Origin of the sequence: Paenibacillus sp. SZ31, from assembly GCF_012912005.1 — a bacterium.
GTDB lineage: Bacteria > Bacillota > Bacilli > Paenibacillales > Paenibacillaceae > Paenibacillus.
Map to the genome: position 1 here is coordinate 55,085 of NZ_JABBEA010000020.1, position 22,168 is coordinate 77,252.

A 22,168-nucleotide genomic window follows, 5' to 3' on the forward strand; every position below is an offset into this window, starting at 1 on the left:
ACGCAGTCTTTTTTTATATTTTTATAATTAACCTGCGCACGCAAGTTGACTCGGTAGAAGGAGGAAATCCATGTTCTTCTCTTTAAAAAACCGCCTGATTGCCTTTATCGTTGTCCTGTTTGTCCTCGCTTTTGGCACACTCTCCTACCTGCTCTTCAAGGAATCACGCATGGTCATCCGCTCTTACATCGAATCCTCTGCTCTTGAGAAAATGGAGGAATACGGTTCATACGTAGACATGGTGCAGATGCAAATCTATGATGTCGCCTCTCTTGTTTTCAATAGTGATATGGGCAAGAACTGGGATAATGCGATCGGAGATCCGAACCTTTCGGAAGGAGAAAAGATGCTGGCCAACCTCGCGATGAGCCGTTTTCTCACCCAGGCAACGAACAGTTACACCAGTATCTCGGATGTATCCATCTATCGACGGAATGGACTGCGAATTGGCAGTGAGAATCAGGTAGCGTATGATCCTGCCTTTCAACAAGAATCCTGGTATACGAATTTCTACACGTTGGGGGAACGCTGGTTACCTGCACACACCGACCAACATGAACGTGTGAGAGATCATGGCAATCCGGTGGTCAGTCTGCTGATGCCCATTGGCACCTTTCATCATGCTACAGCGCAGAGTGTCATGAAGGTGAATGTCAGTGAATCCTATTTTCTGGAGCCGCTCCGTCGCATACATCTTGCGGAGAGTAGCACTATTTTTCTGCTGGGCGAGCAAGGAAATCCTATTCTCTCACAGCAGGTAGACACGTTGGGTGCTGTAGCTACCGCAGAGATCGATCGTATTCGTAATAGCCCGCTCAAATCCGGAGTCACATATCTCACAAACCAGGAAGGACAGCGAGACATCCTTGTATACAAGGAACTGGGACGTACGGGCTGGATATTGGCGGGTCTGGCACCGGAAAAGGAAATGTACCTGTCTCTCCATAAACTCCAAAGCACGATTGTGGTGGTCACGATTGCCCTGATACTGGTCTCCCTCTTGGCTGCTGCATGGCTATCTCACGGTGTGACCAAGCCATTGACCAGACTGGTGCTGGCGATGAGACAGGTTCAACGAGGTGCTTTCGACCAAGCGGATTCACTACTGCCTCCGGATAAAAATGTAAAGAGCGAAATCAGTTATGTGATCTTCACTTTCCGTTATATGATCAGTCAGTTGCGACAGCATATCCAGAATGAATTCGAGCTGAAGCTGCTCCGCCAGCAAGCAGAGTATAAAGCACTTCTCATACAGATTAATCCACATTTTATGTTTAATACCCTGGAGCTGGTGAGCAGCCTTGCCATTCAGCGTAGAACGGATGATACGGTTCAGGTCATTGAGGATTTGGGTAAAATGATGCGCTTTTCCATAAACACTAATGACGACCGTGTTCGCCTAACCGAAGAGCTAGATTATGTACAACGTTATATCTCCATTTTGCAGACTCGTTTTGGTCATAAGCTCAACATTTCGATAACGAAGGAAGGCACACTGAACTCCGTGGTCATCATCAAGTTTATTCTTCAGCCGCTTATTGAAAATGCAGTGAAATACAGCTTCCAGCATCAGACCACAGCCCAGGTCCAGATACGGATCAACCGGATGCATGACCGTCTGCACATCAGCGTTTCAGACAACGGACCGGGTATTCCAGCAGAAATCATCCACAAGTTGCAACATCCCGTAGCTCCCCCCTCATTGGAATCCATATTGCATAATGAAGGCTGGCATATTGGACTGGGCAATGTCATTGCTCGTTGCCGCCTGCATTATGGTGCCTTGTTCACGGTTCATATAGAGAACGATGAGAGCGGAGGCGCATGTATTGAACTGATTCTACCCATACAGGAGGAATATGATGTACAACGTATTAATCGCAGATGACGAGATCGAAGTTCGCGAAGGATTAAAATTGAAAGTCGATTGGCACGACATGGGCTTTGTTATAACAGGGGAAGCATCTAACGGGATTGAAGCTGACGAACTTTTGAAATCTGAACACTTCGACCTGCTGATTACCGATATGAACATGCCGGTCATGGATGGCGTCCGATTAATGGATGTCTGCCGCAGTTATAATCCTTCTATCCAGATTGTCATTATCACGGGTTATGAAGATTTTCAATATGCCAGAGCGGGGGTCCGCAGCCAGGTGATGGATTATTTACTGAAGCCTGTAACCCGGGATGAACTGAAAGCAACATTAGGCAAAATCAAAGCGGATCTGGATGATCAACGTAAAGTACGAGGTGATTCCGAATTGCTGCAATGGCGCCTATCTCAGTATTACCGGGAAATGAAAGAACGTTTCCTTCTTGATCTCGTCAGAGGCAATCGTCTTCCGCCTTCCTCACTGCCAGAACGACTTCGATTGTTCCATCTCGAATCACGGCAGGATCAGAAGGTCTGTTTCATCACCGCGAGTATAAGTCAATCAGACAAGCAGAATATTCGAAAAGATCGCTCACACGAGCAGATGCATCTCCCTTTTGAGCTGGTATGTTACGAAATCGCCCAGTCTGATTCAGACAATGTCCAGGTTTTTCATGATTCAGCACACGCAGGCATCATGCATTTCATGGTACAAGACGGTATGCAGTACGAATTCATCCAACAGCTCACGGGACATACGGCATCTGTTTTTTCCATGAAACTCAAGATTGGGGTGGGACTTTCTGGTTCTGGACTTGAGCATTGGAAAGAAGGTTACATCCATTCCCTTCTGGCTTGGAATTCAGCTGAACGGGCTGGCAACACTCCGAATCCTCAGGCAGGAACAGATTATAGTCCATTACTGCCTGAGGAAACTACCCGAACGCTACATCGTTGCCTCATCCGAGGGGAACTGGACTCCTTCCGCAGCCTGATCCGCAAGGAACTTCACGAAGCATTCCAGCTCTCTCCATCCCGAATGACACGAGGTATTTTTCAAATTTCACTGTTGATGGATTTTCCGATGACCCCGGAATGGATACTGTGGCTCAAGACGCCAGATCAAGCAGAACGCTTATTAATGCAATGGGCTCAAGATTTCCTGAGTAGACAACTTCCTTCAGAAGATGGGGATGGGACGATTATAGAGTTAGCCAAACGATATATCGAGGAGAACTACATGCAGGAGCTAACGTTGACGTTGCTCGCTGAACGATTTAACTATTATCCTACCTATTTCTCCGAACTGTTTAAGGAAGGGGCAGGTACCTCTTTTATTCAGTATGTGACGGGCGTTCGGATGAAACACGCCTTGCAACTGCTGAAGGAAACCCAATTAACCGTGTGGGATATTACAGAACTGACCGGCTTCAGTTCGCCAAGTTATTTCAGCTCGAAATTCAAAAGAATGTTCAACATGAGTCCTTCAGATTATCGCTTGCTGCATTCCGAAAAAATCGATAGTCATGATCCGAAGAAATGAGATTCAAGCTGATCCCCTTCCCCGGTATGATGTGGTTACCAAGAGAACGCCGTATGTTGTAAGCGGATTCATAACTGGTGACCATTATTCTTACCCATTCAGAAGGGAGGCACATGATGAAAAAGCAGACCAAGCCCTTATACGGTCAGCACAATACCACAGCCTACTTGTTTCTTCTGCCCTGGCTGATCGGACTCTTCTGTCTGACACTGGGACCGATGGTTGCGTCCCTATACTTATCCATGACCAAATTCAACCTGCTGTCATCACCGACTTGGACCGGACTTAGCAACTATGTTCACATTTTTACCGAGGACGATACCTTTCGCAGGTCCCTTGGGCTGACGTTTTATTATGTCTTTCTATCCGTTCCACTAAGGCTCGCCTTCGCCCTATTGGTGGCAATGGCGCTGAACAAGGGAATTCGAGCCCTCGGCATCTACCGGACCGTATATTACATCCCTTCCCTCTTGGGTGGCAGCGTCGCGATTGCAATCGTCTGGCGGCAACTTTTTGAGGGGAATGGATTGGTCAATCAGTTTTTAAGCTGGTTTGGTATCTCGGGACCATCCTGGATTGCGCATCCGGATTATGTGGTCTATACCATCATCACGCTATCCGTGTGGCAATTCGGGTCTGCCATGGTCATCTTTCTTGCTGGTCTGAAACAGATCCCGGCAGACTTATATGAAGCTTCCGATGTCGATGGAGCGGGCAAGATACGTCAATTTTTTGGAATTACCCTGCCCATGCTCTCCCCCGTTATCTTTTTTAACCTGATCATGAGCATGATCAATTCATTCCAGGCGTTTACACCAGCTTATGTGATCGGGGATGGCCGCGGGGGTCCACTCGATGCAACGATGTTCTATACCTTGTATCTGTATCTGAAAGGTTTCTCGTTCTTTGATATGGGTTATGCTTCGGCTCTGGCATGGATCATGTTGGTCATTATCGGGGTATTCACCGCAATCGTCTTTGTTACATCCCGATTTTGGGTGTTCTACGGGGACAATCAGGAGGGGAGGTAATGCATGTGCCAATCAAACGACAACTGGTTCAGGCCGGGAGGCATGCCGCCATTATACTCCTCGGTCTGCTGATGTTATATCCAGTACTATGGTTGATTCTCAGTTCGTTTAAACCGAACCATCTCATCTTCACCAGTGGCAGTCTTTTCCCAACCAGCTTCACGCTGGAGCACTATATTAATGGCTGGAAAGGTCTCCAGGGCATCTCCTTCGGCCGTTTCTTCGGCAACTCCGTGCTGATCTCGGTCATGAGTGTGCTGGGCAATGTGATCTCCTGTTCCCTTGCAGCCTTCGCCTTCTCCAGATTGAAGTTCAGATTCAAAGGCCTGTGGTTCAGCATGATGTTGGTCACAATTATGTTGCCTTACCATGTTACTCTGGTGCCCCAGTACATTCTCTACAATGAGCTTCAATGGATTAATACGTATTTCCCGCTGATTCTGCCCAAATGGCTCGCGCAGGATTCCTTCTTCATCTTGCTCATGGTTCAATTCATACGCGGTATTCCGCGAGAGCTGGACGAGAGTGCAACCATTGACGGTTGCGGGCAATCACAGATCTTTTTCCGAATCGTAGTGCCACTGCTCGTTCCAGCACTGATTACAACCGCGATCTTCACCTTCCTGTGGAGCTGGGATGATTTTTTCAGCCAGATGATCTATCTGAGCAAAATTGATCTGTTCACCGTGCAGCTGGGCATTCGGTCTCTCTTCGATCCATCAGGACAATCCGATTGGGGCGCTTTGCTCGCCATGTCCACCCTGTCACTGCTTCCCGTGACCATCATCTTTTTACTGTTTCAACGATATTTCCTTGAGGGCATTGCGACCACAGGTCTGAAGTAACAACACGTTTCTTATTATCCATAGACAGGGGGATTTACCATGTTCAAACGCTTCATGATCGGTATGATCACTTCACTCTTGTTATTCGTAACCGCTTGCTCCGGAACAGACCACACGGGTGCTAATGATGCAAGCAATGGTAATGATAATGGAACTACCGAGGGCGGACAGGTCGAACTGCGCATCATGTGGTGGGGTGACCAGAAACGGGCAGATATTACGAATGAAGCCTTGAAGATCTTTCAGGCAAAACATCCGGATATTAAAATTGTAGGTGAATTTGCACCCTCCTCCGGATATTTTGACAAGTTGAATACCCAGTTGGCATCCGGCACAGCACCAGATATCTTTTTCCTTGGGGGAAATGTCGTGGACTATGCCAAAAAAGATGTCCTACTTAATCTGGACCCGTATGTAGGCAACGAACTGAATCTGGACGGTATGGATGAAACCATGATCGAATACGGACGTCTCGACGGGAAGCTGCAACATATCTCTGCCGGTGCGAACGCACGGGGAATTGTTGTAAATCAGGCACTCTTTGAGAAAGCCGGCGTGCCTTTGCCAGCTTCGGATTGGGACTGGGCGGACTATGCCGCCATTAGCAAGGAGTTGTCCGACAAGCTCGGAGACGGCTTTTATGCAACGTACAATTTTACCGTCGACGGAATGGATATTTATCTAAAACAACGGGGTAAACAGCTGTATGACATGAAAAACGGCACACTCGGATTCGCCAAGGAAGATATTCTGGAATGGTTCCAGTATTGGGAAAAGACTTCGGCATCCGGCGGTGTAGTTACACCGGAATTGCAGGTATCCAACCCGCATGATGACACCAGTAAGTCCCTGTTGATCACAGGTAAAGCAGCCATGACCCTCCTGCCATCCAACCAGCTGGCTGCATTCCAGAGCTTGACGGAAGACCCGTTAGTCCTTCTCCCCGTACCACGTGGCCCTAAGGGAACGGGTGTTGTATTTGAATCCAGTCAGGGATTATCAGGTTATGCCAATACCAAACATCCGAAGGAAGTGGCAACGTTAATGGATTTCTGGATTCATGATACGGAAGCAGCCAAAATCCTCGGTAATGACCGCGGCGTGCCTGTTACGGAAGCCAATCGTAATCTTCTTCAGGAAGGTGCAGGCCCTGTGGAGGAAATTGTCTATAACTACACGAGCCTCGTCTCCGAGGCTACGAAGACTGAACCTTTTGACGTGAGCTACAACCCTCCTGGATTTGCAGAGTTCTCCAAGTTAGCTCAGACGACGAATCAGGAGATCGGATTTGGACGAAAAAGTGTGGAGCAAGCTGTCTCCGACTTCTATAACGGGACCGTTCGTATCTTTGAATCGAATCAATAAGCAGACGCTGTGAGGAGGAACATATGACAGAAGAGATACTGAATCGGCTACGCAACATCTCGATTATGGATCAAGTTCAGCCAGTTAAACCGGAAGATCAGCAGTTATTACAGGAATGGCATGCGTCGGGTATCCGGTTTGCGGCATCGGGCGGACAAATGGAAGCTACGTATTATACAGCAGTAGAGAAATTGCTTGCTTGCATTCTGCCCATGGGAAACAACGATCCCATTTTACAAGAAGGTGGCATCTATCTGGGATGTTGGTTAGAGAGCACAGGTACCATCAATGCGGAGCTGCTGTCTCGCCTGCTGCCTTCCGTGTCCGAAACAACGTACCTCGCATTTGCCGAGCAGCAAAGAGATGATGGATTGCTTCCGTATAAACTCACGGCAAACGGACCCTCTTTCCGGCAAATCCAGTTGGTCACTCCACTGGCACGCAGTGTGTGGAACCACTATCAGCTTCATGGCAAGCACTCGTCTTTCCTCAATACGATGTATAAGGCCATGGTTCGTTACGATGAGTGGATTGCACGCAACCGTAATACTCGAGGAACCGGCTGTGTAGAAGCCTTCAGTACGTTTGACACCGGACATGACTTATCTCCCCGATTCTGGCATGTTCCGGATACACCTTACATGAATGATGCTTCTGCCTATCACCCGGATTCTCCGATTCTGCCGTTTCTGGCACCAGATCTGACCGCCAATATCTATTGTCAGCGCATATATCTGTCCCGTATGGCAGAGGAGCTTGGAGAATCGGGAACGGATTGGAAAGCAAAAGCCGAATCCAGCCTGGAAAGTCTCTTCCGTTATTGTTACGACGAACAGGATATGTTCTTCTATGATCGGGACCGTAATGACGAATTGGTCAAAGTCAAATCCGATGTACTGCTTCGCGTGATGGCCTGCGAGGTGGGCGACCGTGAATTGTTCGATAACCTACTACGTCGGTACCTGTTGAATACAAGCAAGTTTTTCGCTAAATACCCGTTTACATCGATTTCAATGGATGATCCCAGATTCGATCCCTTTTCCTCCTATAACAGCTGGGGAGGGGCATCCAATTTCCTGAGTCTGATTCGGGCACCACACGCATTCGAGTATCATCATCGATATGTAGAACTGACTTGGGTAATGCAGACTATCTTGTCCGCTCTATCCAAAGATAAGCGATTTGGTCAGGTACTAAGCCCGTGGACCGGAGAACAAGGTTTTACCGAGACGTACTCACCTACTATCCTTTGTCTTCTCGATTATGTGGAGCGGTTATGCGGAATTATGCCTGTTGGATCGAATCAGCTCTGGTTTACCGGTCTGCTTCCTATCGATATGGATCATGGTGAGATCGTATCTGGCAACACGGCTTATAGCCGGAAGGTCCATGGATTAAGATATGAATTGGTCAACACCTCTGATCGCATGACGGTATATCTGGAAGGCAAGGTTCATCTGGACGGCCCGTCAGGGATCCGGCTGGTGACGGATCATAGCGGACATCTGGAAGACGTTATTGGAATGAGCGTTCGCACCGTCGAGGGGGAGCTTTTCTATCAAGGCGAGTGCATACCGATCCGGATCAAAGGAAATGAAATGCAGCGTTATGCTGATGGAAATTTGAAAACTGAGCGCGATATTGGCATCATCCATCCTACGTATCGTTAATTGTTTGTACGCAAAAAGCGCAAGTTGCGGAGGCTCACTGCCCCTGCACTTGCGCTTTTGCATTTCTTTATTTCTACACCTTCCGTTGCCACGCCGGATGACGATAAAATTCAATCGTATCAATATAATTTACCGTGAACTGCTGCTCCACATCTGACAGGTTCAACAGTTTGCGGTCGATTTGCTTCATACCCATGACCACATCATGGCGAAGCAGGTCCATCGCTATTTTGCCTACAAACCCGCCTTCCATCTCTTTATGCTTGGTACGAAACTCTTCATTGTAGATCAGTTCAGGCGTGAATGCCGCTTCGACGAATGCATTAACGAGCGTAAGCTCATTGTCCTCGATCTGCACTGCCATATAATAATTGCCACGCTCATCCTTAATGAGGTCTTTATACATTTCTACGATCATGTGAATCACTCCTCTATTATAAAAGAAACCCCGTTAGCCTTAAAGAACATGGGCTATCAAACGTACACCTTCCGACCCCGTTCCTTCATATACTAGGTACAAATGGCGAACGGAGGAATACTTATGAGCTGGCAGCATCTCCATACTGGAAAAACACTTCAGCAGCGTCTGGCAGAACTCCAGGGGCACCTTGCCGAACTGAATACTCCACTCTCCGGGTTGGAACCGGGACGTATTCGTCGTGTCTATTCAAAGCAGTTTATCAAAGTAAACCGTCAATTATTCATTCCACTCAGCCTGAATTCCATTCGGGTATTCGATATTCCTCGAACACGGCGAGGCATCAGAGTCGGAATCCGTACGACGTTCCCTTCCTGGAATGCATTTAACAATATCAGACTTGTAGGCGTGGGACTGGATTATCTTGAACTCCAGGGAAAAGGCAGAGTCCCTTCCCGTATTCTATTTCCTCTCTCCAGCGTTGAGTCGATCTATCGGCCAACCGCCGGAAGAAAGAGCCTGAAACGGCCTTGTAGCCGGAAGTAAAGCTGATTCTTTTCGCAAACCTTATACTGGTTCCCGAATGTCTGCATACGGTTGCTCCCTTCCAATATATAATTATAACCCATGCGCCCACTCTTCTGCTGAAGAATCAGTTTATGTCAAAAAGCGGTGAGAACAGAACTGCTTCTGTATCTCACCGCTCAGCCAATTACGGATCAAGCTGATCCTTCACATGTTTAGTTCAGATGCCTGTCCATACGTCCTTGGCATAACGACCTTCCTGCTGAAGCTGATTAAGCCAATCTTCTGCTTCCTTCGCGGACTTGCCGTGAATATCAGTGTATGCCTGCTGGAGAGTAGCTTCTACATCAGGTGCCATTTTGCTACCATCACCACAAATATACAGATGCGCACCCGCTTCAAGCAGAGGAATCAGATGACGGGCATCGTCTCTCATCAGATGCTGTACATAACATTTTTCTTCCCCATCCACTCGGGAGAAGGCCGTGTGAAGCTCTACAAGCCCTTCTTGCTGGGCCGCTTCCAGTTCATTTTTGTACAGATAATCATGTTCGGGATTCCGGCATCCAAAATACAGATGAGCTTCGCCAACCTCTTGACCTTGTTCCTTCAATACATGCCTTGCCTGCAAGAAACCTCGGAATGGAGCAACACCTGTACCCGGACCTACCATGATGACGGGAACCTGTGCATCTTCCGGCAATTGGAACCCGGATTCCGGTGTCCGGGTAAACATGACAATCTCATCACCCGACTTCAGGTTAGCCAGATAGTTGGACGCAATGCCTTTGTATTCTCCCTGTCCACTCCATGCCGGAGCTCGCACTACGCTCACCGTAATACTCGCTTGATCGGGCTGAACACGCGGTGAACTGGAGATCGAATAATATCTGGCTTTTAATGAAGGCAGTAATTCCAGGAAGCGCTCGAACGGCAGTTCACAAGCCTCATATTTCACCAGATAATCCAGCATGGATATCCGTTTATTCCGCACTTCATCCATATACATGGATTCATCAAGCAGCGCTTCAAGCTCTTTCTTATGCGGTGGACATACTGTGTATGCTGCCATTTCTCTCAGTTGCGCACGAGTTGCCGCCTCCTGAAGCTCAACGCTATGACTGAGCAGATCATACAGGTTAACCGGTTGATGCAGTGGTAGATGCGCGGCACTCCGACCGGATGCATCCAGAACCAAATGCTCCGTACCGGTAAACCCGTATCGACGAAGTACACGTTCCACAAGTTCCGGTGGATTCTGTGGCAGAATGCCCAGATGATCCCCTTCCTTGTAGGTTATGCCTTCAGGCAATTTGATCTCCAGGTGACGTGTGCTTCGTTCACTGCCCGCGTCATGAAGCTCCCTGTTCTCCAGTACTTCTGCCACATGTGCATCATACGTATCCGCAAGCGGGGTTACGGCGAGTCCGCTGACAAATTGTACAGACAGTGAGCTGCGTTCGCTATTGGAGCTTGTGTTTAATTTCAGTCCCATCATTCGTGCGAGATCCGGCCATAATTGCTCTGTCCAATCCCCCACCTGTTTCTCAAAATCGCCGCTTGCATCTGACTCACCCAGCGGCGATAATCGCTCTGCTCCTCTGGAAGATAACTGTTCATCTATTAAACGCGGAATACGCTGATAGGTGCTGGCCCAGTTGTGGTCACCGCATCCAAGAACGGCGAAACGCACACCTTTGAATTCATTGGCATCCGCATGTTCGATCCACTCGACAAACATCTTGGCATTACTTGGCGGCTGACCATTATAGGATGCACTGACAATAATAACGGCACCATCTTTCGGCAGTTTGCCAACGCGATCATCCAGCGCAGCGACCTCACTGCGGAAACCTTGATATCTGGCGGTATCCGCAATTTCACGTGCAATACCTTCCGCGGTCCCCAGATTGGAACCGTATAGAACAAGCATCGGTGTGTGATGGGCATTCGCCGCATCCGGCTCTGTTCTTTTGGCAACCGGAGTCGGTTCTTCGACCGCTACACCCGGAACGGCCATGACTGGCTGCCCCCCACGAGCACGTACACGAATTGTGAAGTTATCCGGTTTGAGCGTCAGGGTTTCTTTCACCTTTAACTGATAATCGGAATGATCTATGAAGTCAAAATGCTTGAGCACCATGCCCAGTACGAGCGTTGCTTCCTGAAGTGCAAACTGCTGACCAATGCAGGCCCGTTGACCATTACCGAAAGGTTTGTAGGCATCATGCGGCACTTTGCTCGGATCTTCAAATCGTTCCGGACGGAATTCCTCAACATCGTCTCCCCATGCTTCACGGTCGCGATGCAGCTTGGGAATAAGTACACTGACGCTGTCGCCTTTTTGCAAAGGATATTGACCTGCAAGTATCGTGTCCTCTTTTGCATACAGGGAAAATGCAGGAGCTGTAGGCCATAATCGCAATGCTTCGTTCAAAACCATACGAACGTACTTCAGATTGCGAACCTGGTTGTACGTTGGAACTGGATCTTTCAGAATCTGATCCACTTCAGCTTGAGCTTTAGCCAGCGTCTCCGGATTCTTCATCAGATAATAGACGGCGAAGGATAACAGTCCACTTGTGGTCTCATGTCCAGCAATCAGGAAGGTAATAATCTGATAACGGATGTTCTCATCATCCAGTGTTTCTCCCGTCTCCGGGTCCTTACCGCTGAGCATGTGGGACAATAGATCGTCTGCCCCTTCCTGCGGTTGCTCTTTGCGCTCGGCAATAATGTGATCCACCAACGAGAACATCGAACGGATATCCTGTTCAAACTGTTTCTTTTTGGTGATCATCAGCTTGTCTTGCAGACGCAGTCGCTGCAATGAACTCATGGATTCATCCAACGCACGAACCATACTCGTAATGAATGGGTGTGGTTCTTCCCGATAGAAGCTGTTAAACCGATAGTTGAAACCACACAGTCCAATCGTATCGAGCGTTAGCCGTGTCATATCATCCGGAACGTTAACCGTCTCATCCGGGTTCAATCGCGACCATTTCTGAACCAGCTGCACAGCCAGGTCAATCATTTTGTTGTGGTATCCCTGCATGGCACGTTGACTGAAGCTTGGCAGCAGCACGTTATGGGCTTTTTTCCAATTCGGTTCTTCGGTCCAACTCGTAAACAGTCCATCTCCTGCAAAAGCACGAACCTTCGCAAGGGGTGCCCAGACCCGTTTGTCGAATTTGGATTCATCCGTTACCTCGGCGACCAGCTCGTGACCGGAAATATACAATTCGCTTCGTCCAGGGTACTCCATACGAAAGATCGGTCCATATTCTTCAGCCAGCTTCACCAGGGATTGCACCGGCTCATCAAAGTTCAATTGCGGCAAGTTGCCCAGTGGGCCAAATGTTTTCGGTTGAGGCACTGAAATTGGTGGCATGACACTCACTCCTTCTTTCCAAGTTAAGAGTTCTACAACTAAAAAATAATGACGTGACTACAGACTCGATTGCACTTCCTCTTCAGAACAACACATTCAAGTTATTTTTTGCACATTTTCATATTTCATCCAGATAACGATAAAACAACGATAGAACTAACTGACCGAAATGGTATATTGGTCATTTTTGATTAAAAAAAATGTATGCATTGGTTATCTTCTTTTACCCTAACATTTCCAGTTCTAATCTTCAACAGTCCCAAAGTCATAGGACCTCAGGACAGGGATTAAGTTATTGTTATGATTTCTTCAACAGAAACTGAATAGCCGACTCCATCTCTAACGGAGCTACTGTCGTTTCATAACGGCCATGGATGTCCCCATTACGGTCAATCAGAAATTTGGTGAAATTCCATTTGATCCCGTCTCCTTGATACAACTCTGGATACTTCTCCTTCACAAAGGTGTCCATCCACTTTCCTTCCTTCGTGTCCAGATCATAACCTTGAAATGGCGCTTCTTCAATCAGATAACGGAACACTGGATGCGCCGATTGCCCAACGACATCAACCTTCTCCAAAATCGGAAAGGATATCTGAAACTGACTTCTGCAATACTCGGCTACCTCAGCGCTACTGCCAGGTTCTTTGTCGTTAAATTGGTTGCAAGGGAATGCCAGAATTTCCAGCCCTTGATCACGATAGTTCTCATACATTTGCTGAAGTTCACTGAACTGGCGGGAGTAGCTACACTGGCTTGCTGTGTTCGCAATAAGCAGTACTTTGCCTTTCAAAGCAGAAAAATCACCCTCGTGGCCGTCCATGAACGGAACCTGGTAAGAAAATATACTCATGTCTACTCATCCTCCTCTTTCTCTTTCGTACCTCATATAAATTCGCTCTTGAAATGGATTATACACCTCCATTATTAATAGGTGAAATATATAACAAATATAATATTAATAGTTTTTAACTATAAAAATAAACAAAAAACTGCCCTCAGCAGACGAATTCTGCATCTAGGACAGTTATGAAAATCATGATTGGCCATCACGTTCAACACACTGTTAACCTATAATCAAACCATATACAATGCCTGGTCCGTGTACGCCAATGGTTAAATCATTTTCAATATCGGAAGATCGGCTTGGCCCTGAAATAAAGTGGATGCCTGCCGGAAGATTCTCTCTTCCCGCTTCGTCAAATCGATCCAGCGTCTCACCCAGTCTGGTGTACAGTCGATCTACTGGAATAATGATGATGAGTACCGTAGGCAAGAGACTGACCGAACGACCTTTTTCCGGTGAAGAAAGCACAGTGACCGAGCCAGTGTATGCTGTTGCATAATCCGCCATGACCACACCGATATCAGCCTCAGCTGCACGCGCCCTCCAATTCTCATCCGCTTGACTATTCCAGACTGAGATCTGCACATCCGGTAACTGTTCTTCCAATCCGAGATCCTTTAGCGCCTCTTCATTTTGGCGAATGATATATTTCGCGCTCAGCTCATGAGATTTGTTGGCAATAAATTGAGACACTTCTTCCATGTTCTGAACCCGGGCAATATGGGCGCCTACACTCACAAAGTTATCGGTAAATGCTTGAATACGCTTCTCTTCATCCCATTTCAGCTCAGTCCAAAAGTCGGGTGCTCCCCGAAAGGGTTGGATCGGCGCATGTTGTTGCCTTGGTCTTCTCAATTTCGAAGCAATGTCATTCATGAACTGCTCCTGTTTCTCAATAGACTTCTTCTCCAACTGTGCGAGCCATTGCTGATGTTCAGTGACCATGCTTGCCCTCCCCTTCCTCTCGTTCACGAATAATCTGCTCCATGCGACTGCGAATGGAAGAATCCATAGCTGGTTGCTCCTGCTTTAGTTCCTGATCCAGCTTGTTCCATTGCTGCCGGAAGGATTTCTTGGCGAGACTTGGCGCAACCCGATAATTGTTCCAGCCTTTGAGTGGACCCAGCTTGAGAGAAATGCCGTTGTTACGTACAATTGCCTTCTGCCCGATCTGTCCCAGACGTATGGCCGCACTGAAGCGTTTGGAATTGGAAACCACAGCGGCAAAACCCTTCATGCCCATGCTCTCCATTTTGTTTCCATGGCCGTCTTCCACTTTACGCCTACGTAGATATACGAGCATATCATGCAATGGAATTTTGACCGGACATGCTTCATAGCAGGCTCCGCAAAGACTAGAGGCACCGGCAATATCATTCCATTCATCAATGTTGCCATTGAGTGCAGGTGTCAGTACCGCGCCAATCGGACCACTGTATGTTCCACCGTAGGCATGACCTCCAATATGGCGATATACCGGGCAAGCATTCAGACACGCACCGCAGCGAATACAATTCAGCAGTTCTTGGAATTCGGGATCACCGAGCTGAAGGGATCGACCGTTATCCACGATAATAATGTGCATTTCATCCGGCCCATCCGCATCCGCTGTACGGCGAGGACCTGTGATGCCTGACATGTACATCGTTAATTTCTGACCTGTTGCAGAGCGTGGCAACAAGGTTGCCATGACCTCCAGATCCGTCCACGACGGGATGATCCGCTCCATGCCCATCAGTGTAATCTGCGTTTTTGGAACAGTGGATACCATACGGGCATTGCCTTCATTTTCGAACAAAACCATGGAACCCGTCTCTGCAATCGCAAAATTGCAGCCGGTCATGCCGATATCTGCTTCGAGGAATTTCTCGCGCAGCTTTTTGCGAACAAATCCAGCAAGTACCGTTGTGTCCGGCTCCAGAATTTCACCCGCTTCCTTCGATAACAACTCTGCGATCTGATAGCGGTTCTTATGGATAGCTGGAATGACAATATGAGAAGGGGCTTCGCCTGCCAGTTGAATGATGTATTCACCCAGATCGGTCTCGATGGCTTCAATCCCCGCCGACTCCAACACATGATTCAGATGTACTTCCTCCGACACCATTGATTTGGACTTTACCACCGTAGAAGCTTGCTTATGCGCCGCAATATCCAGCGCAATTGCCGCTGCTTCCACCGATGTATCTGCAAAATGAATATGAACCCCATTCGCACGGGCGTTGTTTACAAATTCATTCAGATAATAATCAAGATACGCAATCGTGTGCAAACGAATCTGACGGCCACGTTCCCGCCATTCATCCCAGTTTCCATGTTCTTCTGAGGCAGACTTCTTCCCGTTACGCAATCGTTCTGTCGTGAATTTGACCGCTTTACGCAGAAAATCATCATTCAAGGCCAGTCCGGCACGTTCTTTGACCGTAGTATCCATAACTCCCGGTTGGCTCATCCTGTTCGCACCCCCTCATACAGTAGTTCCGCCAAATGCATCACACGCACCGGTTCATTCCGATAACGCAGATTACCTGCGATATTCATCAGACAGGCCATGTCCAGCCCCACCAATACTTCGGCTTGTGTCTCTTTGACATGATCGACCTTCTCCGTCACCATCGCTCCTGAAATATCGGACATTTTAATAGCAAACGTACCCCCGAACCCGCAGCAATCCTCAGCAAATGGGAGCGGAACCAATTCCAGACCTTTTACTTGAGAGAGCAGCGCCATCGGCTCATCCTTCACACCAAGCAGACGGCTGCCGTGGCAGGATGGATGATAGGTTACTTTGTGCGGAAAATGTGCGCCCAGATCGGTTATCCCGAGTACCTGAACGAGAAATTGAGTAAACTCATAAGCTTTGGCTTCCAATCGTTTTGCCTTCTCCAACCATACCGGTTCGTCCGCGAACAGTTCGGGATAATGATGAATCATATACGTACACGATCCGGATGGACAGACTACAAAATCACTGTCGTCAAACGCTTCAAGAATGGTCTTGGCCGCTACCCGAGTCTCATCCCAGTACCCGCTATTGTAGGAAGGCTGACCGCAGCAGGTCTGAACCGGCGGGAAATCCAGCCGAACGCCATGAGCGGCGAGCAGTCTGACCATGGCCTCCCCTACTCGGGGATAGATGGCATCGCTGAGGCAGGTAATGAATAAGGAGACCTTCATAATTACACGCTCCTATTAACTGATTAGTAGATGAATTGACTAAGAATATTTACAATGAACACTCCGATGACAGTATAACCTTCCGATCGCTGTTATCCCCAGATTTTTTAATTTAAGTAAAAGCTTAAACCGTAATAATCCCTATGTCGTATCCGCTCAAACGATCTGTCTGTTCAGCCTCCAATGGCTGATCGGTAACGATCGTATGGACTGCATTTAACCCGGATACCCGGGCAAAGGCACGAACACCAAATTTACTGGCATCTGCAAGTAAGATAACCTGATCGGCTATGCCAACCATCTTCTGCTTCAGCCTTGCTTGAAGTTCATTGGACTCACTGATTCCGCCGCCTTCAAGATGTACACCTTTACAGGACAAGAACAATTTATCCACATGATACGTCTCCAGAGAACGCTCCGCGAGCGGTCCGACAAAAGACAATGAGCGAGATGCCAGCTGGCCCCCCGTTGAGATGACCTCAACCTTGTCACGACTGCTCAGTTCCGTGGCTACCTGAATGGAATTGGTTAAGACCGTCAGCGGGAAATCCGGCATGTTCGCTGCCATGTAACCTGCCGTTGTGCTCGCATCCAACAGAATACGATCACCCGGATTAATCATTGCCAGAGCCGCTTGTGCAATCCGTTTTTTCTCTTCCGCATGGGTTGTCTCCCTGATCCGGTAAGGGATCTCCGGTTGATCTTCCTTCACACTCACTGCACCACCGTGAGACCGACGCAGTCGACCTGCCTGTTCCAGCCGATCCAGATCCCGCCGGATGGTTTCCTCCGTCACTCGACAGCGCTCACTAAGCTCAGATACACGCATACTGCCTTTTACATTCACCATCTCCACAATCCGGTCATACCGCTCGGCTGCCAGCATGTTACACCTCACTCCCCGCTTGTGAATTAGATGGAGCCGTCACACGCAGAAATCTGCCGTAAGCATCTTCCCAGATTGACCCGTCCTGCGGCTCATACACAGTTACCGGAAATGAATCGCGGATGGCCTTACGGGCTTCCCAGATATCCTTAAAAGCTCCGCTCGCCATCCATTGCACAGCCATATTCCCGATGGCACTTCCCTCTGCCGGACCTGCCCATACCGGCTTGCCAATGGAATTCGCTGTCCACTGACATAACAGGCGGTTCTGGATGCCTCCACCGACCATATGCAATCCGTTGAACGTCTGTCCCGACAATTGTTCCGTCCATTCCAAGACTCTCCTATACTTCAATGCCAGACTCTCCAGAATTGCCCGGGCAATAGCTCCCTGATCCTCTGGAACCACTTGCCCTGTATCACGACAATACTGACGTATACGGGTCGTCATATCTCCTGCTGGCATGAACAGTTCATCATCCGGATCAAACAAACTGGCAAATGGAGGTGCATGTTTCGCCTTCGCCAGTAACGCATCGTAGCTAATTCCCTGCCCTTGACGATCCCACTCGCTCATACTTTCCTGCAAAATCCACAGTCCCATGATGTTCTTGAGCAGACGGAATGTTCCGCCCGCCCCGCCTTCATTCGTGAAGTTCAAAGCCAGACTCTCGGCACTAATTGCCGGATGATCTATCTCCGTACCCATCAGGGACCAGGTCCCACAGCTCAGATAAGCAAATGAACGTTCCGTTGCAGGAACAGCCACAACGGCTGAACCCGTATCATGCTCTGCAACCGCGATCACGGGAGTCGGGGTAAGACCCAGATCGTTACAGATACTGCTGCGTAACTGTCCAACACGGGTGCCTGGCAGTACGGCTTCACCGAACAGTTTTTCCGAAATACGAATATTCGCCAACAACTCACTATCCCATTGACCAGCCGATGGATTGTATAATTGCGTTGTCGTTGCATTGGTGAACTCATTCACCGCTTCTCCGGTCAGGAAATAACGAAGCAAATCCGGAATCATGAGAAAACGCTCTGCTTCGTGAAGTAACGGAGAACCGCTACGTTGAAGCGTTGCCAATTGATACAGGGTATTAAAGCTAAGAAACTGAATCCCTGTACGTTCAAAGATTCGCTGAGAGGTCAGCTCTTGCCGTACCTGATCCATCATGCCGTTGAACTGTGTATCACGATAATGATACGGATTACCCAACAACTCCCCATTATTACCGAGCAGACCAAAATCAACGCCCCAAGAATCGATTCCCAGGCTCTCCGGCTGTTCCCCTTGCTGCTTCACAAGCGTAAGCCCTTGCAACAATTCATGATGCAATCGTAGAATATCCCAGTGCATCCGCTCGCCAACCTTCACCGGTTCATTCTTGAACCGATGAATTTCGCTTGTTTCGATCCCTCGATCATTCAGATGTCCCAGTAGTGCTCTCCCGCTCCCAGCGCCCAAATCATAAGCCAGCACACTCACCGCGCTTCACCAACCTTTCGAACCCATCCTATTTTCCAAACGGTATCCCTTGATTCAGTCCGTAACCCTGTACTTTATTCTGTATTTATTGTTTGTTTGTTTTTGTTTAATACTGTTTTACTGTATTTTACGAGTATATCACCATTGTAAGCGTTTGAATACCCTTCGGTTTTTCTTTCTTTTGGGCATACCAAAAACGACTCTCTCCCAGCTGGGAGGAGCCGCAGTTCTTTTTTCACGTATAAAATTGACCTTTGCTTACCCCCGACTGGGGCTGTACATCTCTCTCAAAATGCTTGAACCGCGTACCCTGATACGTCAGCATCCCTCGATCATTTTCCACCATCATGCCATAATGGTTTCCGCCAACAATTAGTTCAGTGCGCTCCCCATTGTCGAATTCAAATGTAGCATAATACCGGGTCGTCGCACTGCTATCCCCGCTTCCACCTGAGACTTCCGTTCGTTTGGCCACCACCGTAGAATGCAGGGTTAACAAGGCTGCCGCGTTATTTGACGCCCCTGAGCGTATTCCTGAAATAATAACAAAAACAATAACTCCCGCAATGATGAGAAAAATGGCGCCAATAAAAATCGAAGCAAATGCATTCATTGCAGCAAACTCATTGAATCCCGAAAAAAATCCACCCTGATTGCCCTCAAAACCTGGTACTCCATTCATGTCATCAAACACACCGAAACCATCCACGCTTAATCGGCCGATCGATGAGGACACGCTTGTTAACGCCATTCATCATCGTTCCTTTCCCCATGCAAAATAAGATGCACCGCCCCCACGCAAGGAAGGCGGTGCATGCAGACAACCCGTTCTGCCTTGTCCGTATACTATATGAACCAGATCATGAATACAGACGTTCAAGTTCGTCGACCAGACTGCCGACATACGCAACTGCAGAACGAATTGGCTCAGGTCCGGACATATCCACACCGGCGAGCTTCATTAACTCCTGCGGTGTGAGACTTCCACCGGCTTTGAGTGCATCAAGCCAGCGATCTACCGCAGGCTGTCCTTCTTCCCGAATCTGCTGTGCAGCCGCTGTGGAAGCCGTCAAACCTGCAGCATAGGTATACGGATATAGTCCCATATAATAATGAGGTTGTCTCATCCACGTGAGCTTGGCCCCTTCATCAATAACCAGATCAGGTCCCCAGAATTCGGAGAGGATGTCTCCTTTGAGCTGACTTAACGTCTTCGCCGTAATGGGCTCATCATTGGTTGCGAGTGCATACACCCTGCGCTGTAATTCCCCTTCCAGCAGATGCGTAACGAAGTTATGGTAATACGTATTCAACAGTTGCAAAATGACCCAACGACGCATTCTCGGATTATCGGAACGCTTCAATAGATGATCTGCCAGCAGCATTTCATTCATGGTCGACGGTGCCTCAATAAAATAAAGAGATGGCCGTGTATTCGTGAGCTTTTGGTAACGTCCCGCGAGCATAAAGTGGCCTGCATGTCCTACTTCATGCGCAAGCGTAAATGCCCCACGCATATTGTTCGCCCATGAAATTAGAATATAGGAGTGCGAACCATATATAGAGGAGCAAAATGCCCCTGTGGATTTGCCTGCATTATCTGCGTAATCCACCCAACGATCACTGAATGCGCGCTCTACGATCTCGCCATACTCTGGCCCAAGCACAGCAAGTGCTTCACGAATGAGTGTGCACGCCTCATCATATGTAATGGCAGGGCTAAATTCAGGATCAAGCGGGGCCTTCAGATCACAGAACATCAGCTTGTCCAGACCCAGCTCACGTTTCTTGAGAGCCGCCAGTCTGCGCATATGAGGTGCGAGTTCCTGCTGGATAATATCGAGCACATTATTGTACATCTCTTTGCTCACTTGCTGTGGGCTGAGAAGCATATCTGTAACATCGTCGTAACCACGCAGTCTGGATAAAACAACCTGCTTCTTCACTTCGGTTGCATAACCTTCTGCGAACGTATTTTTGTACTCATTCAATGTCGAGCTGAACGCAGCATATGCAGAACGGCGCAGCTTCGTATCAGACGACATCTCATAATTATTTTCATAGAATGACCAGGACAGTGGACGATTATTGTCCTCTCCATCGAGAGCATCGTCAAACGTCATGTCTGCCAGTTTACCGCGCAGATAGATACGGTATGGTGAATCCAGTACCTCTCCGAGAGAGGCGAGTACCTTCTCAGTCTCCGGCGTGAGCCGATGTGCTTTTTCTCGAATCAAACGCTCCAAACTGCGCGCATACGGTTCCAATCCCGGAAGCTCTTGAATATAACGCTCTACAGTTCCATCCGGCAGATCGACGATCTCCGAACTGACAAAAGACAAGGACGACGACAGATTTGATAGGATATCTCCTGCCTTGGCTGAATTCTCAATATTCACCGGATTGGTGCTGTCCTCTGATTGCTTCAAGCGGGCATAAGAAGCCGTCTTGCCGATCCGCTCCTGCAAAGCTTCACGAGCATCCAGACAAGCCAGCAATTGTTCAGCGCCTTCGCCTAGACGTCCTTTGAACGTTTCGATCTGAGCCGCAGCCTCAGGAAGTGATCGAAGCTCCTGCTCCCACTCTACATCGGTTACAAACAAGTCTTTCAGATCCCAAGTCGTTTCCTGATTTACCTCAGCACGTGTACGTATTTTTTCCATCTTTAGTTGTCATCCTCCTTGCATTTTCCAATATCTCTCATCGTATCATATTCCGCGCATCTATACATGACATCTACTAAAATGGTTCAGGGGAGTATAGATTGGACTAAAGATTATTCACACTTACCACTCCGATGACAGAACAACCTTCCGATCGCTGTTATCCCCGGATTTTTTGATTCCCTTTTTCAAAGGTGAAAATCCGGTGATAAAGGCGAACGCTCCGCTTCTTCAGGTTCTTTCTGTCCTCTACGTTCTCGTGTGAATGTTTAGTTCCATCTATAGAAAAGGGGTATCTAGGATAAAGGCCAGTATATGCTTCCGATGTAGCTTTCTTTCAGAAAGCTTTTAACTTCGCTTCTTCAAGCTATTTCTGTCCTCTACGTTTTGTATAAACTTTTGCTCATCTGACCAAAATTTAAAAGTAAATAAA

Annotated in this window: 17 protein-coding genes; 7 read left to right on the forward strand and 10 right to left on the reverse strand. The window is 48.1% G+C overall.

Translation table 11 applies throughout. The annotated features are described in order from the left end of the window. Positions 1 to 70: 70 nt before the first annotated feature. From HF638_RS25740 to HF638_RS25765, 6 genes are all read left to right on the forward strand, one after another. Positions 71 to 1,888, forward strand: a complete 1,818-nt coding sequence (locus HF638_RS25740; RefSeq protein ID WP_169482833.1) for a sensor histidine kinase — start codon at positions 71 to 73, stop codon at positions 1,886 to 1,888. Further along, the gene (locus tag HF638_RS25745; protein ID WP_169482834.1) at positions 1,863 to 3,419 is read left to right on the forward strand and encodes a response regulator transcription factor; all 1,557 of its coding nucleotides are present in this window, start codon (positions 1,863 to 1,865) and stop codon (positions 3,417 to 3,419) included. Before HF638_RS25740 ends, HF638_RS25745 begins: the two co-directional genes overlap by 26 nt. Before the next feature lie 116 nt (positions 3,420 to 3,535). Then, the gene (locus HF638_RS25750; RefSeq protein ID WP_047842642.1) at positions 3,536 to 4,450 is read left to right on the forward strand and encodes a carbohydrate ABC transporter permease; all 915 of its coding nucleotides are present in this window, start codon (positions 3,536 to 3,538) and stop codon (positions 4,448 to 4,450) included. Next, the gene (locus HF638_RS25755) at positions 4,450 to 5,295 is read left to right on the forward strand and encodes a carbohydrate ABC transporter permease (protein WP_211175791.1); all 846 of its coding nucleotides are present in this window, start codon (positions 4,450 to 4,452) and stop codon (positions 5,293 to 5,295) included. Before HF638_RS25750 ends, HF638_RS25755 begins: the two co-directional genes overlap by 1 nt. 39 nt (positions 5,296 to 5,334) lie before the next feature. Continuing rightward, a complete protein-coding gene (locus HF638_RS25760) occupies positions 5,335 to 6,660 on the forward strand; it encodes an ABC transporter substrate-binding protein (RefSeq protein ID WP_169482836.1) in 1,326 nt (441 codons plus the stop codon). A gap of 23 nt (positions 6,661 to 6,683) precedes the next feature. Then, entirely contained in the window at positions 6,684 to 8,330 is a 1,647-nt protein-coding gene (locus HF638_RS25765; protein WP_169482837.1) for an MGH1-like glycoside hydrolase domain-containing protein, read from the forward strand. A 73-nt stretch (positions 8,331 to 8,403) separates the two neighbouring features. On the opposite strand, the gene HF638_RS25770 is transcribed toward HF638_RS25765, so the two are convergent. Beyond that, positions 8,404 to 8,748, reverse strand: coding sequence for a hypothetical protein (locus tag HF638_RS25770; RefSeq protein WP_169482838.1), 345 nt, complete (start codon positions 8,746 to 8,748; stop codon positions 8,404 to 8,406). A gap of 123 nt (positions 8,749 to 8,871) precedes the next feature. Here HF638_RS25770 and HF638_RS25775 point away from each other — a divergent pair, with 123 nt between their 5' ends. Then, positions 8,872 to 9,294 carry a hypothetical protein gene (locus HF638_RS25775; protein ID WP_169482839.1) on the forward strand — a complete coding sequence of 141 codons (423 nt, stop codon included), beginning with the start codon at positions 8,872 to 8,874 and terminating at the stop codon, positions 9,292 to 9,294. A 199-nt stretch (positions 9,295 to 9,493) separates the two neighbouring features. On the opposite strand, the gene HF638_RS25780 is transcribed toward HF638_RS25775, so the two are convergent. The 9 genes from HF638_RS25780 to pepF all read right to left on the reverse strand — a co-directional run bounded on the left by HF638_RS25780 (position 9,494) and on the right by pepF (position 21,735). Continuing rightward, on the reverse strand, positions 9,494 to 12,667 hold the full coding sequence (locus tag HF638_RS25780; RefSeq protein WP_169482840.1) for a bifunctional cytochrome P450/NADPH--P450 reductase: 3,174 nt from the start codon (positions 12,665 to 12,667) through the stop codon (positions 9,494 to 9,496). 298 nt (positions 12,668 to 12,965) lie between these two features. After that, positions 12,966 to 13,520 carry a glutathione peroxidase gene (locus HF638_RS25785; RefSeq protein WP_169482841.1) on the reverse strand — a complete coding sequence of 185 codons (555 nt, stop codon included), beginning with the start codon at positions 13,518 to 13,520 and terminating at the stop codon, positions 12,966 to 12,968. A gap of 213 nt (positions 13,521 to 13,733) precedes the next feature. Further along, positions 13,734 to 14,459 (reverse strand): LutC/YkgG family protein, encoded by a 726-nt coding sequence (locus HF638_RS25790; RefSeq protein WP_169482842.1) that lies wholly within the window; start codon positions 14,457 to 14,459, stop codon positions 13,734 to 13,736. Then, entirely contained in the window at positions 14,449 to 15,966 is a 1,518-nt protein-coding gene (locus tag HF638_RS25795) for a LutB/LldF family L-lactate oxidation iron-sulfur protein (RefSeq protein WP_169482843.1), read from the reverse strand. The genes HF638_RS25790 and HF638_RS25795 overlap by 11 nt, the downstream gene beginning before the upstream one ends. After that, positions 15,963 to 16,691 (reverse strand): (Fe-S)-binding protein, encoded by a 729-nt coding sequence (locus tag HF638_RS25800; RefSeq protein ID WP_017688927.1) that lies wholly within the window; start codon positions 16,689 to 16,691, stop codon positions 15,963 to 15,965. Before HF638_RS25800 ends, HF638_RS25795 begins: the two co-directional genes overlap by 4 nt. A 124-nt stretch (positions 16,692 to 16,815) precedes the next feature. Further along, positions 16,816 to 17,577: a DeoR/GlpR family DNA-binding transcription regulator gene (locus HF638_RS25805; protein WP_169482844.1), complete on the reverse strand. Its 762-nt coding sequence runs from the start codon at positions 17,575 to 17,577 to the stop codon at positions 16,816 to 16,818. A gap of 1 nt (position 17,578) precedes the next feature. After that, positions 17,579 to 19,072: an FGGY-family carbohydrate kinase gene (locus HF638_RS25810; RefSeq protein ID WP_169482845.1), complete on the reverse strand. Its 1,494-nt coding sequence runs from the start codon at positions 19,070 to 19,072 to the stop codon at positions 17,579 to 17,581. 235 nt (positions 19,073 to 19,307) lie between these two features. Further along, positions 19,308 to 19,823, reverse strand: coding sequence for a DUF2500 domain-containing protein (locus tag HF638_RS25815; protein WP_248278275.1), 516 nt, complete (start codon positions 19,821 to 19,823; stop codon positions 19,308 to 19,310). A 109-nt stretch (positions 19,824 to 19,932) separates the two neighbouring features. Next, on the reverse strand, positions 19,933 to 21,735 hold the full coding sequence (gene pepF, locus HF638_RS25820; protein ID WP_169482846.1) for an oligoendopeptidase F: 1,803 nt from the start codon (positions 21,733 to 21,735) through the stop codon (positions 19,933 to 19,935). Between the last annotated feature and the right edge of the window lie 433 nt (positions 21,736 to 22,168).

Bases quoted from the DNA above. Each gene is read 5' to 3' on its own strand.
- HF638_RS25750 (WP_047842642.1), top strand. From the start codon at position 3,536: ATGAAAAAGCAGACCAAGCCCTTATACGGTCAGCACAATACCACAGCC.
- HF638_RS25765 (WP_169482837.1), top strand. From the start codon at position 6,684: ATGACAGAAGAGATACTGAATCGGCTACGCAACATCTCGATTATGGAT.
- HF638_RS25770 (WP_169482838.1), bottom strand. From the start codon at position 8,748: ATGATCGTAGAAATGTATAAAGACCTCATTAAGGATGAGCGTGGCAAT.
- HF638_RS25795 (WP_169482843.1), bottom strand. From the start codon at position 15,966: ATGAGCCAACCGGGAGTTATGGATACTACGGTCAAAGAACGTGCCGGA.
- HF638_RS25755 (WP_211175791.1), top strand. From the start codon at position 4,450: ATGCATGTGCCAATCAAACGACAACTGGTTCAGGCCGGGAGGCATGCC.
- HF638_RS25785 (WP_169482841.1), bottom strand. From the start codon at position 13,520: ATGAGTATATTTTCTTACCAGGTTCCGTTCATGGACGGCCACGAGGGT.
- HF638_RS25780 (WP_169482840.1), bottom strand. From the start codon at position 12,667: ATGCCACCAATTTCAGTGCCTCAACCGAAAACATTTGGCCCACTGGGC.
- HF638_RS25760 (WP_169482836.1), top strand. From the start codon at position 5,335: ATGTTCAAACGCTTCATGATCGGTATGATCACTTCACTCTTGTTATTC.
- HF638_RS25800 (WP_017688927.1), bottom strand. From the start codon at position 16,691: ATGAAGGTCTCCTTATTCATTACCTGCCTCAGCGATGCCATCTATCCC.
- pepF (WP_169482846.1), bottom strand. From the start codon at position 21,735: ATGGAAAAAATACGTACACGTGCTGAGGTAAATCAGGAAACGACTTGG.
- HF638_RS25815 (WP_248278275.1), bottom strand. From the start codon at position 19,823: ATGGCGTTAACAAGCGTGTCCTCATCGATCGGCCGATTAAGCGTGGAT.
- HF638_RS25740 (WP_169482833.1), top strand. From the start codon at position 71: ATGTTCTTCTCTTTAAAAAACCGCCTGATTGCCTTTATCGTTGTCCTG.
- HF638_RS25775 (WP_169482839.1), top strand. From the start codon at position 8,872: ATGAGCTGGCAGCATCTCCATACTGGAAAAACACTTCAGCAGCGTCTG.
- HF638_RS25805 (WP_169482844.1), bottom strand. From the start codon at position 17,577: ATGCTGGCAGCCGAGCGGTATGACCGGATTGTGGAGATGGTGAATGTA.
- HF638_RS25790 (WP_169482842.1), bottom strand. From the start codon at position 14,459: ATGGTCACTGAACATCAGCAATGGCTCGCACAGTTGGAGAAGAAGTCT.
- HF638_RS25745 (WP_169482834.1), top strand. From the start codon at position 1,863: ATGTACAACGTATTAATCGCAGATGACGAGATCGAAGTTCGCGAAGGA.